Source organism: Mycobacterium adipatum (assembly GCF_001644575.1).
Taxonomy (GTDB): Bacteria; Actinomycetota; Actinomycetes; order Mycobacteriales; family Mycobacteriaceae; genus Mycobacterium; species Mycobacterium adipatum.
Window position 1 is genome coordinate 5,281,921 of sequence record NZ_CP015596.1, and the last position, 14,853, is coordinate 5,296,773.

At 67.8% G+C, this 14,853-nt stretch carries 10 protein-coding genes; 3 read left to right on the top strand and 7 right to left on the bottom strand.

What is annotated here, in order from left to right:
- Positions 1–111: 111 nt before the first annotated feature.
- A complete protein-coding gene (locus tag A7U43_RS25165; protein WP_068000407.1) occupies positions 112–564 on the bottom strand; it encodes a GlcG/HbpS family heme-binding protein in 453 nt (150 codons plus the stop codon).
- A 242-nt stretch (positions 565–806) separates the two neighbouring features.
- Between A7U43_RS25165 and A7U43_RS25170 the strand changes: the two genes are divergently transcribed.
- The gene (locus tag A7U43_RS25170; protein ID WP_068000410.1) at positions 807–2,477 is read left to right on the top strand and encodes a PucR family transcriptional regulator; all 1,671 of its coding nucleotides are present in this window, start codon (positions 807–809) and stop codon (positions 2,475–2,477) included.
- A gap of 4 nt (positions 2,478–2,481) precedes the next feature.
- On the opposite strand, the gene A7U43_RS25175 is transcribed toward A7U43_RS25170, so the two are convergent.
- Entirely contained in the window at positions 2,482–3,876 is a 1,395-nt protein-coding gene (locus tag A7U43_RS25175) for an MFS transporter (protein ID WP_068000412.1), read from the bottom strand.
- Between the two features lie 374 nt (positions 3,877–4,250).
- Here A7U43_RS25175 and A7U43_RS25180 point away from each other — a divergent pair, with 374 nt between their 5' ends.
- Both A7U43_RS25180 and A7U43_RS25185 read left to right on the top strand, forming a co-directional pair.
- Entirely contained in the window at positions 4,251–5,807 is a 1,557-nt protein-coding gene (locus A7U43_RS25180; RefSeq protein ID WP_068000415.1) for a hypothetical protein, read from the top strand.
- Entirely contained in the window at positions 5,807–6,505 is a 699-nt protein-coding gene (locus A7U43_RS25185) for a YoaK family protein (RefSeq protein ID WP_068000418.1), read from the top strand. The genes A7U43_RS25180 and A7U43_RS25185 overlap by 1 nt, the downstream gene beginning before the upstream one ends.
- A gap of 22 nt (positions 6,506–6,527) precedes the next feature.
- Here the strand turns inward: A7U43_RS25185 and A7U43_RS25190 are convergent, their stop codons facing one another.
- From A7U43_RS25190 to A7U43_RS25210, 5 genes are all read right to left on the bottom strand, one after another.
- A complete protein-coding gene (locus tag A7U43_RS25190; protein ID WP_231963459.1) occupies positions 6,528–7,166 on the bottom strand; it encodes a hypothetical protein in 639 nt (212 codons plus the stop codon).
- A gap of 92 nt (positions 7,167–7,258) precedes the next feature.
- Positions 7,259–9,610: an arylsulfatase gene (locus tag A7U43_RS25195; RefSeq protein WP_068000423.1), complete on the bottom strand. Its 2,352-nt coding sequence runs from the start codon at positions 9,608–9,610 to the stop codon at positions 7,259–7,261.
- A 101-nt stretch (positions 9,611–9,711) separates the two neighbouring features.
- Entirely contained in the window at positions 9,712–11,391 is a 1,680-nt protein-coding gene (locus tag A7U43_RS25200) for an ArnT family glycosyltransferase (protein WP_068000426.1), read from the bottom strand.
- Positions 11,388–12,881 carry a glycosyltransferase gene (locus A7U43_RS25205; RefSeq protein ID WP_231963460.1) on the bottom strand — a complete coding sequence of 498 codons (1,494 nt, stop codon included), beginning with the start codon at positions 12,879–12,881 and terminating at the stop codon, positions 11,388–11,390. The genes A7U43_RS25200 and A7U43_RS25205 overlap by 4 nt, the downstream gene beginning before the upstream one ends.
- On the bottom strand, positions 12,878–14,821 hold the full coding sequence (locus tag A7U43_RS25210) for a cellulose biosynthesis cyclic di-GMP-binding regulatory protein BcsB (protein WP_231963461.1): 1,944 nt from the start codon (positions 14,819–14,821) through the stop codon (positions 12,878–12,880). Before A7U43_RS25210 ends, A7U43_RS25205 begins: the two co-directional genes overlap by 4 nt.
- Positions 14,822–14,853 lie beyond the last annotated feature (32 nt).

Below are 14,853 nucleotides of genomic sequence, written 5' to 3' on the forward strand. Positions count from 1 at the left end.
GCGCTGCGAAGTCGCCTGTGCACCAGCGACATTAACCTTCGACTCTGGGGTTGGGACATGGACAACATCACCTCCGATGCCCGTCACCCCGAGTCATGGTGCACACCGGCCTCAGTGCGTGCCGACCGCCGCGGTCAGCGCCTCGAACTCGGCGAGGATCGCCGCTCCGACCGCCTTGTCCTGTGCACCGTTACCACCGCTGATGCCGACCCCGCCGATGATCTGGCCGTTGAACACGAGCGGGAAGCCACCGACGAATACGGCGAACTTGCCGGGCAGCATATGGCTGATTCCGAAGGCCTCGTTGCCCGGCAACGCCGGCCCGTCGGGTGCCTCGTTGAACAGGTGGGTGGCCCGCTCGTGACCCGCGGCGGTGAACGCCTTGGCGATCGAGATGTCCACGCCCGTCAACCGGGCACCCGGAAGTCGGTGCAGAGCAAGGACATTGCCGCCGTCATCACAGATGCACAGGGTCTGCTTGACACCGATCTCCTCGGCCTTGGCGCGCCCGGCGGCGAGCAGCGGCAGGGCGTCGTCGAGGGTGATCCGGTAGATCTGGTGCATTCTGCTGACCTCCTGAGATTGTCGGCGCTGGCCGAATCCGGGTGTGACGGGCGATCTCGCCCGCCGGCGGTGTGCCTGGTGAATGTCTACCGGGGCGAGCGCACCTGCGCCTTGGTCACAATGTCGGCTTTATCGGACGCATCGTGGTCAAGGTGCACATAGTCTGTGGGCAGTCGAGAATGTGATGGTGTTGGTTCGAGCCCGCCACCTCGATGATCGCTTCGCACAGGGCAGGTGAGGACATGGCACCAGAGCACCCCCACGGGGACCGGATGACGGTCGCCGGTTTGCTGGACGAATCACTTATGTCCGGCGCCCGGGTGGTCGCCGGAGACGATCATCTGGGCCGCGAGTTGCATTGGGTGCTGCCCCTTTCCGAGGTGCTGTCCCGGCACGAGCCGCTCGACGGTGTGGCGGTCTACGCGCGCCCGGAGGCGCTGCTGGGCACCGCGGGCGCGCTGGCGGCGCTGGCCGCCCGCGGGGCGACGACGCTGGTAGTCGACGGTTCGGTGCCCGCCGATTTCCCGTCCGCCCTGCCGGCCGGTCTGGTGGTGGTCGAGACGGCATTTCCGGTCGGGTTCACCGCGTTGAACCGGCTGCTCGCCGAGCGGGCGCTGAGCCAGGAAGTGCACGTGATGCGGTACGCCACCCACGTGCACGCGTCCCTGGCGGGGCTGTTCCACCGTGGGGCCGGCCTGCAGATCTTGATCCGCGAGGTGTCCAACCTGGCCCGTAATCCGGCGCTGGCGCTCGACGCCCGCGGCCACATCGTGGCCCATAACGGTGTGTCCGCCGAGGCGGCGGGGGCCCTCACCGAGCTCATCGTGCCCAGGCTCACCGTCGACCTGCCGGCCGCGGCCCGGCTCTCCGGACACCACGACACCCGCGTCGAACATCTCACCGACCTGCACGCCAACACCTGGACGGTGATCTCCACCGCCATCCGGCTCGGCAAGGCGTTCGAGGGCTGGGTGGTCGTCCTGGTCCCGGGCGCCGAGCCCGGAGCCCATGATCTGGCGCGGCACAGGGTCGTCACCGAACAGGCGACGGCGATCATCGGTTCGGAGATGCTGCGACAGCACAGCGTCGACGAGGCCGAGGAACGCGCCCGCGGCGATTTCGTCCAGGCCCTGGTGCACGGACACTTCTCCAGCGAGCACGATATGCGCGCCCGGGCCGAGTACCACGATGTCGACATCGATTCGCAGTTCGGTGTTTTCGTCGCCCCGGGGGCGATACCGCACGGTGCGGACAATCCCGCGGCCAGCATGGTGCGGTTGGCCCGCTACGCCGCCAACGTGGCACCGGACCCGGCCGTGCGCTCGTATGTCACTGTGCTCGGCGATGTCCTGGTGGTGGTGCGGTCGCTGTGTGGTGCGGACGACGCCGCGCGGCGCCGCGAGATGGTGCATTACGCCGAGGCGATGGCCGGTGAGCTGGAGAACCGTCGCGGCGCAGCCGTCGCCGTGTGCTACAGCAGGCCGGTGACCGGCGCGCAGTCCGTCTCCGCCAGTTACCGAGAGGCCCGTATCGCACTGGGCATCGCGCGCAGACTGGGCCTCACCGGCGCGGTGGCGTACCAGGATCTGCGCAGTTTCACCGTGCTCGCCGAGATCGCCGAGACCGAGCAGAGCAAGGCCCTGGTCAACGACATACTGGGGCCGCTGCGCGGTACTCCGGATCTGCGCGATTTCCTGACCGGCTACCTGGCCAACGGCGGGAACGTCAATGCCACCGCCAGGGTGCTCAATGTGCACCGCAACACCATGCTGACCAAGTTGGATCGGGTGTCGCGGGCGATCGGGTTGGACGTGCGCGTGCCCGACAATCAGTTCACCGTCTGGTTGGCGATCCGGCTCGACCTGCTCAGTGAGGTGCACACCGCCGTCGACCGCGAGGCCAGCTTTCGCTGACCGGTCACCGTTGCGGTGTCGGGTCGGGCCCGATGAACGAGCCCGCCAGGCCGAGCACCGCGACACCGCAGACCATCGCGAACGCCAACGTGAAGCCGATGGTGGTGTCGAGGTCCAAGGCGATGGCGACCCACGCGGCTCCCATCGCCGACCCGCCGAAGCGCACCAGATTGAACAGCCCGAGCCCGGTGCCTTGGGCTCCCGCCGGCGAGCGAGTGGCCCCGGTGGCCGCCGGCGTCTGCACCAACGCCGTCCCGATCCCGATCAGCACCAGGATCGCGACGAAGCCGGCCAGGCCCCAACGCCTTTCGAGCAGATGCTGACCGACAGCCACCGCGAGCAGCGCCTGACCGAAGATCAGCAGCGACAGGCCCGTCCGCAGCACCCGGCGGGCACCGATCTTGTCGAGGTAACGTCCGACCAGCGGGCCGAGGATCACCATCGAGGCCGGGATCGCCAACAGCACCACGCCGGCCAGCGACCCGGTCCGGCCGCTGCCGACCAGGTAGAGGGGCACCGCGAGCAGCGTGGCGCCCAGGCTGAACATGAACGCGAACGCACCGAGGGTGCTGCGCACGAACCGGGCCTCCGCAACCAGTCGGACGTCCACGAAGGGTGTGGGCACCCGGAGGCAGTGCCGGACGAAGAAGACCAGGATCGCCACCGACACCACCACGGCGACGCCGACCGCGACCGAAAGTCCCTGGGCCGGGATGAGTGCCACCGCGAGGATGAGCAGCCCGGATCCCAGTGTCAGTGCGACGGCGCCGACGGTGTCGAAACGCATCCGGGTGCCCGGATGGCGGGGGATGTGGCGCAGCGTGCCCACGAACCCGGCCAGGGCGACCGGCACCAACGGCACGAAGACCCAGCGCCACCCCCAGCCGTCGGCGACAAAACCACCCATGGTGGGACCGATGGCCTGACCGATACCGTTCACCGAGGCCCACAGCCCCACCGCTCTGCCCCGGCGCTCCCCGGCGAACAGCCAGGTCAGCAGGCCGAGCACGGCCGGGCCCAACGCCGAGGCCGCCGCACCGCCCAGGCAGCGCCACAGGATCAGCAGTTCCAGCGACGGCGCGGTCGCCGCACCGACGGCGCATACCGCCGTCGCGAGCATCGACGCGCAGTACATCCGGCGCCGGCCGAATCGGTCGCCGATCCAGCCGACGAGCGGCATCGTCGCGGTGAACGTCATCAGAAAGCCGACCACCACGAACACGCCGCTGCCCAGCGGTGCGTCGAACTCGGCGAGGATCGCCGGCATGGGCACGTTCACGACGTTGTTGCTCACCGTGCCGACCAGGGTCCCGGAGAGCAGCGCGGCCAGCGCCAGCGGCGTGCCGGCTCCTTCGGGGACGGCCGGGCCCGCCGGCGCGCGGCTGTCTGTATCAGTCATGGCGGGGACTTCCGTGGCCGATCTGTGGAGTGGATGCGCGGGGATGCACGCACGTGCATCGGTCCAGTTACTGTCTCACTCCCCACGCGGCAGGGGTGACGTCCGGGTGAGTCAAGGCGCACAGCGACGTTGCCCGTATTCGGGCATCATGCACACCACGCTCCGGGTGTGCACAGGGTGACACCCCCCACCGGGCCGCGGATTTTAACGTCTGCGAAACACCGCGACATCAGGATGACAATGTCGGAACACGTTGCACAGGGGCGTGCGCACAGCGTTGTGCACAGTGTGCGTTGACCCGTCCGGGCAACGGGCCCAGCATTCCTGCATCAGACTGCACAGCCCACGAGCAGTTGTGAGTGAAAAGACCCTCAATGGACATACACCTGAGCGCGGCCCATTGGATCTACCTGGCCGGGATTGTCGTCATTCTCATCACGATGGCGCTCCGCAAGAACATCGTCGTGCCGGCGGTCATCGCGACTCTGCTTACCGCGTGGGTGTTTTCGGGCAGCATCGTGACCGGACTCTCGTCGATCTTCAATGCCAGCCTGGTCGCCGCCCAGGAGCTGTTCAACATCTTCCTCATCATCGCGTTCATCACCGCCATGCTGGGCGCGCTGCGTGAGATGGGTGCCGACAAACTGATGGTGACCCCGTTCCGGCGGGTGATGCGCGCGGGCACCAGCAGCTTCATCACCCTCGCGATCGTCACCTACGTCATCTCGCTGTTCTTCTGGCCCACGCCGGCCGTCCCACTGGTGGGCGCCGTGCTGATACCGGTGGCCATCCGCGCCGGCCTGAGCCCGCTGTCGGTGGGCATGGTGATCGCCATCGCCGGGCAGGGCATGGCGCTGTCGTCGGACTACATCATCAAGGTCGCGCCCGGTATCTCGGCGACCGCGGCCGGGGTCGACCCCGACGGTGTGGCCGACAAGGCGCTGGTGCTCTCGCTGATCACCGGTATCGCCGCGCTGCTCATCACCTACGTCATGCAGCGCAGGACATGGCGGAAGCCGTCGGCGGATCTGCTGGTCGCCTGGGAGAACAAGGCCGACAAGCTCGGCCTGCCCGAGGACGGACCGGGTTCCGGTGCCGGTGGTACCGGGTCGGCTCGCGACGGTGGCGACGGTCGCACCCCGGTGCCGACGGGCTCCGGTGGCACGTCGGCCACCGCAACGCTGGTGGCGGCGGACACGCTGACCGAGCCCGCCCCGTCGAACTCGTTGGCCGCGAAGATATTCGCCACCCTGGTGCCCGCCGCCTACCTCGCGTTCATCGTCTACCTGCTGCTCGGGAAATTCACCTCGCTGGTGCCGCCGCTGCAGGGTGGCGACGCGGCGGGCATCGTCGGCGGTATCGCGGCGATCCTGCTGTTCGCCGCCTGCCTGACCAACGACAAGCGCGACTGCCTGGAAAGCTCGTCCACCCACATCATCGACGGGCTGGTGTTCGCCTTCAAGGCGATGGGCGTCGTGTTGCCGATCGCCGGGTTCTTCTTCATCGGCAGTGGCGACTTCTCCGCACGCGTGCTCGGGATGGGAGCCGACGCCACCGGGCCGGCCTTCCTCTTCGACCTGATCAGTGCCGCAATGGCGCATGTGACGCCCAGCCCGTTCGTCCTCGGTTTCGGTGTGCTCTTCGTGGGAATCGTTGCCGGACTTGATGGTTCCGGATTCAGCGGTCTGCCGTTGACGGGCTCGCTGGCCGGCGCGCTCGGCCCCGCCGCCAACATGGATCCGGCCACCCTGGCCGCCATCGGCCAGATGGGCAACATCTGGTCCGGAGGCGGCACCCTGGTGGCCTGGTCCTCGCTGATCGCGGTCGCCGGCTTCGCTCGGGTCCCGGTGCTGACCCTGGCGCGCAAGTGCTTCCTGCCGGTGATGGCCGGTCTGGTGCTCTCCACGGTCTTCGCCATTCTCGTCTTCTGATGGCACTGACCGAGACCGAGGAGAAGCTGGCCCTGGCCGCGACCGTCACCCTCACCTTCGTCACCGGGGTCGTCGACGCGGTCGGCTTCCTGGCCCTGGACCGGGTGTTCACCGGCAACATGACCGGCAACATCGTCATCCTCGGCATGGGCGTGGCGGGTGCGGACGATCTGCCGGTGCTGGGTCCGGCGATCGCGCTGGCCGCGTTCACGGCGGCGGCTTTCGTCGCCGGACTGGTGTTGCGGGCCGGGGCCAAGGGCTGGCAACACCGGGTCACCGTGCTGCTCACGCTCGGCGCAGTGACGTTGGCCGCGCTGACCGCCGTCGCCGTCGTGGTGGGCGATCAGTCCGGGCCGGCCCTCCAGGTGATGATGGCCGCCGCGACGGCCGCGGTGATGGGTTCCCAAGCCATGGTCGCCCGGGCCGTCGGGGTCGCCGACATGACCACCGTCGTGGTGACCTCCACGCTGGCGTCACTGGCGGGCGAGACCTGGACCCGCCGCGGCGGCGGGGTGCTGCTCAACCGTCGATTCGGGGCCATCGCCGCGATCTTCGCCGGAGCAGTGGCCGGCGCCCTGCTGCTGCGCTGGCACATCGCGGTGCCCTTCGCCGTGGCGACCGCACTGACCTCAGCCGTCGCGGTGCTCGGCCACCTGCGGTTGTCGCGCACGCTGCTGATCGACGTGTCCGCGCGGTAGCCGCTGACCGCCGCAGCGGTCGTCACGGAATCCGGACCTCGAAATCTCCGGTCAATTCCCCTGCCGGCGCATCGAATCCGTCGGTATCGGCCGGCGCTTCGGTGTGCACCGACACCAGGTATTGACCGGTGTTGGTCCACACGTGCACGACACGGTCGACGAACTCGACTGACCCCTCGGGGGTGTCGGACACCGCGCCGAGCATCTTCTGCCCGCTGTAGCCGCACAATTCGGCGGGCAGCACGCTCAGCGAACTCTCCGCGGCCTCAGCGGTGAGAGCCTCGGCGTACTCGGCGAATGCGGCCTGCGGGTCCAGCGTGGTCGCCGCGATCCGCACCGTCGCCGACATCCCCGCCGGACCGGTGAACTCGGCGCCGATGTCACCGGCCCCACTCTGCATGGACCAGCCCTCGGGGACGGCGACCGTGACGACGGGCGCCTTCGCGTCGGCCACCTTGGCCACCATGCCGACCGCCGGGCGCGGCTCCGGCTCGCAGGTGACGGCGCCCGCGGGGACGGCCGTCGTGCTGGTCGGCACCACACCGAAATCCGGGTGCCCGGTAACGCCGGTCGCGGTGCCGGGGTCGGCCGGCGCGGTGGTCCTCGCCGTGGTCGTCTCTGTGGTCGTCGCTGTGGTGGCCGCAGTGACGCTGTCGGCCACCGGCGTTCCCTGCCCGGGCTTCGTGCACGACACCGCCGTCAGGACGGCACAGCACAGCATCACTGCGGTCGAGGTCCTCCCGCCGCCGTTCATCAGTCCCTCGCGAACGCCCGCGCGAGTTCGCGCTCGGCATCAGGGTACGCCGCACCCGACACATCGACCACGATGCGGCCGATCGTGCCGCCGGTGAACTCGAACGGCGCCCGGTAGGCAGTGGACACGGGTTGACCCGCGTTGCGTCCCACACTGACCCCGCCACCGGCCAGGCCGAACATCACCGGATGGGCCTTCACGTCCGCACGGGCGGCCACGGCGGCGCCGTCCACGTAGAGCGTGACATCGCCGACCGGGGTGTGGCTACCGTCCACGGTGCCGGTCCGCGCAAAGCCGACGCCGACCACATGCGCGCCGGTCGCCAGCGGTTCGGTGACGCCCACGTGTTGTTCTTCCTCGCCGAAGAAGTTGTATACGAACTGCAGCCGGCCCTCGTCGATGTAGAGCACGTAGCCACCGTGTCCGGCGCCCTGCTTGAACAACACGCCCCGCACGTCGTCGCTGTCGATGGTGACCTCGGCCAGCACCGAGAACGAGCGTCCCGCGATGTTGACGCAACCGCCGACCGCGACAGGAGCGGTGTGCGGATAGTAGACGTAGCTCGTCCGGTCACCGGCCAGCGACGGACGCCAGCGGGTGATCATCTCGAACACCCCGAGGTCGGACAGCGGTATCCCGTTGTACTTCTCGGCTTCCGAAAGCCACAACGCCTGCATCTCGGCGAGCTTGTCCGGGTGGTCTGCGGCCACATCGTGGCACTGGCTGCGGTCGGCGTCGAGGTGGAAGAGCTCCCAGCGGTCCTGGTCGAAATGCGACCATCCCGACGGAGCGGCGGGGTGCACAGCGCTGGCGAACCAGCCCCGATGCCAGATTCCCCTGGTCCCCAGCATCGTGTAGAACTGGGTCTCCTTTCCGGTCGGTGCGTCCGGATCATCAAGGGCCACTTTGAAACTGATGCCATCGAGCGGCTTCTGCGGAATGCCCTTCACGGTCGGGGGCGCGACGATGCCCAGCAGGTCGTACACGGTCGGGGTGATGTCGCAGACATTGACATAGTTGTCTCGGATCTCCCCATGCGCGGAAAGCCCTGCGGGCCAAGAGATGATCGCCGCGTCGGCAATGCCACCCTCATGCGAGGCGTACCGCTTGTAGAGCTTGTAAGGGGTGTTGAACGCCATCGCCCAGCCGATCGGGTAATGGCCGTAGGTGGTGGGGCCGCCCAGCTCGTCGAAGAAGCGCATGCTGTCCTCGACCGTGTCGATGTACCCGTTGAAGAACTTGCCTTCGTTGACCGAGCCGTTCGGCCCGCCCTCACCGCTTGCCCCGTTGTCGCTGATCACCACGATGATCGTGTTGTCCAGCTGGCCGGACTGCTCGAGATAGTCGAGAATGCGGCCGATCTGAGCGTCGGTATAGGACAGGAAGCCGGCGAACACCTCGGCCATGCGGGCGAACAGCTTCTTCTCTTCGTCGCTCAGCGAATCCCACGGACGCACGGTGTCCTGCTCGGGCCAGGGCTGTCCGTCCAGCCCCGTGACGTCGCCGTAGGGATTGACCGGTGACAGTTCGGTATCCGGCGGCACGATACCCATCCGCTTCTGGTTCTCCAGCACGATCTCCCGGTACCGCTCGTACCCCATGTCGAAGGTGCCGGCGTATTTGTCGGCCCACTCCTTGAACACGTGATGGGGCGCGTGTCCGGCGCCGGGGCAGACATAGGAGAACCACGGCTTGTCGGGGGCGATCATCGTCGAATCACGGATGAACTCGATTGCCCGGTCCGCGATGTCCTTGGAGAGGTGGTAGCCCTCCTCGGGGGTGGCGGGCGCCTCGACGGGATGCCCGTCGTAGATCAGCTCCGGGTACCACTGGTCGGTTTCGCCACCCATGAAGCCGTAGAACCGGTCGAAGCCACGGGACAACGGCCAATGCCTGCGGGTGGCAGCCAGATTGGACTCTTCCAGCGGTGTCAAATGCCACTTGCCCACGCACGAGGTGCTGTAGCCGTGCTCGGCCAGCACCTCCGAGATCAGCGCCGTTTCATTGGGGATCCGGCCGTTGATACCGGGGAAACCCTCGGTGAACTCTTCGACGATGGCCATCCCGACCGTGGTGGCGTTGCGGCCGGTCAGCAGCGCCGCGCGGGTCGGGGAACACAGCGCGGTGGTGTGGAACTGTGACAGCCGCACACCCTTGTCCGCGATGCGGCGCATCGCGGGCATCTCGACCAGCCCGCCGAAGCAGTCCCAGGTCGCGATGCCGATATCGTCCCAGACGAGGTAGAGCACATTGGGCGCGTCCGCGGGCGCGACGGGGGCGGCGTAGGGCCCCCAGTCAGGTTCGGAATCGCGGATGTCGAGCGCGATCTTGCCGTGGAATTCTGCGGCCATCGGACCTCCCGGTTTGGCGGACGCCCGGACATTACACCCGCTCGATGACCAGCACCCGCCGAATTGACGCCGACTTCACCGGCGCGCCGCTCCCTGGCCGCTCAGCCGGTCGTTTGGTCGACCCGGTACAGCCGCCAATCCGGCTGCCCATCACCGTCGTTGGGAATCTCCAATTCCAGTGTCGCGACCTCGGCCCCGGTCTCATACAGCGTCGGGTACCGCAGGTTCAGCGCATCGGAGGTCCCGCGCCCCGTCGGCGGAACCGACAACAGATAGCGGACACCGTGACCGCTCGGATCATTGAGGACCTCGGTGAAATCGGGATCGGACGGGATGACGAAGGTCTTCGGACGCGACGATGCGGCGATGATGCCGAACCCGTAGACGGTATCGGTGATCACCGAACTGTCGGGCAGGTCCAGGGTCTCCAGGTATGCGGCAATCCTGCGTTCGGTGCCGAAGGTCCGCGCGATGCGCTGTTCGGTCGCGGCGCGCTCGGACACATCGTCGGGGTCCGGTGCGAGCACCGCGACCAACCCGTACTCCTGTGGCGCGTAGTCGGGTTGGGTCATCCCGGCGACGGTGACCGGGATCCCGATGGCCAGCGTCGCGGCCACCGCGACATGGGTTGCCGGCGATCGTCGCACGGGGACGGCCGCGGCCCCCACCGGCGCGTACTTGCCGGGCCGCTTGGCGGGGGCCAGGGCGCCGTCGGGAACGCCCAGCAGTGCCAGGGTGGCCGCCATCGGTATCGCGATGATGAAAAACCGCAGGAATCCGAAGGTCGAACCTTGCGCGTAGCTGAGCGCCTGGAACGCGAGCACCGCCCCGAACATGCCGAGCGGAACGATCATCATCTGCCAGTTGGGCCGGCCCCACCGTTGCATGACGGTCCACAGTGCCAGCGGCAGCAACGTCGGCGCGAGGAGCATCATGCACGTCGCCGCAAAGCCGATCGCTTCGGTGGTACTGGGCGCCACCGCCCCTGACTGCTCCATGATCGCGGCATTGCCGTATTGAGAGGTGAACTGGGCGAACGCCTCTCCGGTGATCAACCATCCGGCCGCCGCCCAGCCCAGAAATGCGGCCACCCCCGGTCCGCTGACGATCAGCATGTCCATCAGCATCCGGCGCACCCGCGGCGCCGACCTGGCCCGCAGGTAGGTGGTCGCGCCGACGATCACGCCGGCCGCAGCGACGGTGGCCAACGCGTCATAGCGGGTGAGGTAGGCCAACCCCATGGCCACCCCACCCGCGGTGATCAGGTGGTGGACGTCATCGTCGACCATCCACAGCATGAGTCGGCGCACCGCCCAGACCATGAAGAACAGGAACGGCGCCTCACTCATCCCGTTGGATCCGTAGAAGACGATCATCGGGTTGAGAGCGAACAGCGCGGTGATCGTCAGCGAATACCCGCGCGGCAGGCCACGATCGGCACCCATGCTGTACAGCTGCACCGCGGCGCCGGACATGAACAGTGCCGACATGATCGTTCCGGAGAAGGCCCGCGCGGTGATGTCGGGCAGGAGCGGACTCAGCCACACGACGGGGATCTGCACCATCGCCGCGACCGGGGTGAAGATGAAGCCGAGCGCGGCCAGGTGCGGGTCCCGGCTGAACAACACCGCCTGGGTGGAGGCCACCCGTGACAGGGTGTCGCCCATGATGTAGCCGTGGCGGACCTGCAGCCACCAGCCGACGCCCAGGTACACCACGAGGCACACCACGAAGATGGTGAGCTTGTACCTGCGATCGGACCCGCCGAGCACCGCGGTCATTTCTGTGCGGCCGCCCGGTGGGCGGCGTCCTCGTCGGGCCTCTCGGCCAGACCGTGAAAGGTCTTCTCCCAGAACGAGGGCTGGCGGATCATCTGGTAGCAGCCCTTGGCCGCGGCCACGCTCATCATCAGCCAGAACAACCACACCGTCAGCGCGGCCAGCAGCAGGTCGGATCTGTCGTCCTCGCGCAGCGCGATCATGTTCATGTACATGACGGTGAAGTTGCCGATGATCATGGCGACCAGCGCCGGGAAGTAGATGAGGTCGGGAAACACCTCACCGACCACCGCGGGCTGCCCCAGAAACCACAGCACCGTGATGAACCAGAACAGCAGGTTGAGCACCGCGATGATCGGCGTCCCCGCCAGCACCAGGGTGAACCGGATGAAGCTGCGCAACCCGAGGGTCCGGTACAACTTCACCGGTCGGCGGATGTGCACCAACCAGGTCTGCAGATAGCCCTTGTACCAACGGGATCGCTGCCGTATCCAGTTGATCGGGTCGCTGTTGGCTTCCTCCAGCGTGTATGAGTCGATGACCGCGGTGCGGTAGCCGTTGGCGGCGATCCGAAGCCCGAGATCGGCGTCCTCGGTGACGTTGAACGGATCCCACGCGCCGATTCCCTGCAGCATCTGCCGGCGCAGATGATTGGAGGTGCCGCCCAGCGGGATCGGTGATGTACTGACCATCATCCCGGGCAGCAGATAGCCGAACCACAGCCCATATTCGGCGGTGAACCACGCGGTGAGCAGATTCTGGTGGCCGTTGTGGTACACGAGTTTGGCCTGCACACAGGCGACGTCGTCGGACAGGTCCCGAAAGGCCGCCACCACGCGACGCAGCTGCAGCGGCTCCGGCAGGTCCTCCGCGTCGAAGATGGTGACGATATCGCCGGTGGCGAAGTGCAGTCCGTAGTTGCACGCCTTGGGCTTGGTGCGTGGTTCGGCCGGTGGAACCAGCAAGATGGTGATGACATCGGATTCCCCGCACGCTTCGGCGGCATCGATGGTGACCTGGTCGTCGGCCTCCAACAGCAACAACACCTGCAACCGGTCGCGGGGATACTCCAGCGAGTCCATCGCGCCGATGAGGTCCGCCACCACCTCGGGTTCGTTGTAGGCCGGCACCAGGATGGTGTAGGCGGGCAGCTCGTCCTCGGGGATGGCCCTGGCGACATCGTCCGGGATCACGATGGGCCGCGAGGCCAACCCGCGGCGAAAGATGAGCACCCGGTCGCCCAGGGTGAGAAGGTATGCCAGCGTGCACAACCCGATCAGGGTGACCGCCGTCTCCATCGGCCGCCAGAACGCGAACGCGACGGCAATGGCCAACAGACTCAGCAGTACCGGCTTCTGCCATCCCAGCAGCGGTTTGGCGGCGGACTGCCGGGGATCGTCGTCGCGCAGACCGTTGATCGCCCGGTCCAACGCATACTGCTGCTGTTCGGGCGTGACGGTGTGCGCGTCGAGAATCTCCCAGGGGGTCCTCACGGCTGGTCCCGGGACCGCCTGCGCGCCACGACCAGCCCGGCACCCAGCAGCGCCACGGCCAGTGCGCCCGCACCGATGGCCAGGTACAGCGTCCGACGGTCCCCGCCCGGCACCTCGTCTGTGGCCGCCGCCGTCGTCGTCAACTGGATGGGTTCGCGGCCCTGCATCGAGACCACGACATTGCCGGTCAACCCCGACCACCGGCCGATATCGGAGTCCAGCCAGATGAGCAACCGGTCGAGTTCGGCCGGCGCACCGCTCGACGTCGCGACCAGCAGGGTGCGTCCGCCGCTGTAAAGCGTCTGCAGCGATCCGAAGCCGACGACCGGGTCGAGGGCAAGCGTGCTGGAATTGCCGCTGCCATCGACGTTCTCGACGGTGATCACCCCGTCGGCGTCGACGGTCACCGGCAGCGTGATGCTGGCGTCGTCCCAGCCCTGCGGGCTGACCACGATCGCCGGGTTTGCCGAGGCGATGGCATCGCCGCGGGACATCACGGCCGTGTCGAACGGTAATGCGCTCAGCCGCTGCAGCCCGGTGATGATCTGCACCGCGCGGCGCAGATTGTCCAGTCCGTCATCCATGCCGACCTCGATGCGCGGCATCAGCGCCTGGGGCAGGGATTGGAATCCGGCCGCCAGCGGCGGGCGGGCCAGTGTGGACTCGACGGCCGACTCGCCGTCGATGGTCAAGGTGATGGGCTGGAACTCACCGCACCGGCCGGTGTTGCCCGCCGCATCCACCGCGATGTCCAGGTTGGTGTAGCGCTCCAGCAGGCGCTGCGGAACATCGATCCACCGGTCGATCCGACCGCTGGGATCGGTCGCCCATCGGTCCACCATCTCACCGCCGACACCCACGGTCAGCTGCCCGGCGAGCCCGTCCGGCAGCGGGGTGTAGGACCCCTGCAGATGAACCCGGACATCCCGCACCGACCTGCCGATGCGGGTCTGATCCAGCGGCACGGTCACCCGCGGATTGACCAGATCGGTGGCATTCACGCCGGGCTGACCGAGTTTGCGGATGGTGGTGTGATCGCTGGGCAGCTGTGGGGTCGTCGACAGCGGACCCGCCACCGCACGGGACTGTACTGCCAAGCGCGACATATCACTGGACAGCAGCCGCGACTGGTTGGCCAGGTCCGCCGCCGACCCGGAGATCAACAGGGCCGGCACGGTATTGGGCCCCTGCAGGCTCACCCCTGGCGCGTCCCCCTCCCGGATCATGATCTGGCGCTCCAACGGAACTGGCGGGGGCAGCGCGCCGTCGACCGCGACGATGTCGACGGCCGGGCGCTGCGGCCCGTACCGCGCCACGGTGGCGGTGGCCAGCCGGACGGCGGCATCGGACTCGGCACGCGAGGGGTTCGGCGGGACGGCCAGCGTCAACCGCTGCAGCACCGGTGGCAGGAAGTCGGCGATGGTGGCCGGCGCAAGTTCCTGCCCGGAGTATCGGACCTCGGTGCCCACCAACCTCAGCGGGTTCGTCGCATCGAAGATGCAATACCCCTCGGGCAGCGAGAGATAACTCCGAAGCAGCACCGTCACCGCATTGTCGACCACTCGCGCGCCGGCAAGCGGGATGGTGATCGGCGCCTGATCCGCGGGCAACGGCACCCGCGCGATGATGCGATCATCCTGACTGACCTGCAGCGTGCCGCCCAGCGCGTTGATCGGAAGTGACACCGTGGCCACCAATTCCGCCGGTACCAGCCCGGGCTGCACCGGAATCGACAAGGTCTGCTGACCCTCGATACCGTACAGCGACACCGTCGAGTCGAGACCGATGGTGCGCAGGCTGAATGTCGGCGAATTGGCCAGCGACACAGCATCTTCGGGTTCGGCCACGGCAACCCCCGACAGGGCCGACGTCCCGAGCACCAGCGCCGCGGCCAGCAGCGGCAGGACCCGCGAGGCCACCTTGGAGAGCGGGTGGGCCACCTTTGTGACCGGAGCTGAGTTCACCTGAATCG

Bases quoted from the DNA above. Each gene is read 5' to 3' on its own strand.
- A7U43_RS25165 (WP_068000407.1), bottom strand. From the start codon at position 564: ATGCACCAGATCTACCGGATCACCCTCGACGACGCCCTGCCGCTGCTC.
- A7U43_RS25170 (WP_068000410.1), top strand. From the start codon at position 807: ATGGCACCAGAGCACCCCCACGGGGACCGGATGACGGTCGCCGGTTTG.
- A7U43_RS25200 (WP_068000426.1), bottom strand. From the start codon at position 11,391: ATGACCGCGGTGCTCGGCGGGTCCGATCGCAGGTACAAGCTCACCATC.
- A7U43_RS25180 (WP_068000415.1), top strand. From the start codon at position 4,251: ATGGACATACACCTGAGCGCGGCCCATTGGATCTACCTGGCCGGGATT.
- A7U43_RS25175 (WP_068000412.1), bottom strand. From the start codon at position 3,876: ATGACTGATACAGACAGCCGCGCGCCGGCGGGCCCGGCCGTCCCCGAA.
- A7U43_RS25195 (WP_068000423.1), bottom strand. From the start codon at position 9,610: ATGGCCGCAGAATTCCACGGCAAGATCGCGCTCGACATCCGCGATTCC.
- A7U43_RS25185 (WP_068000418.1), top strand. From the start codon at position 5,807: ATGGCACTGACCGAGACCGAGGAGAAGCTGGCCCTGGCCGCGACCGTC.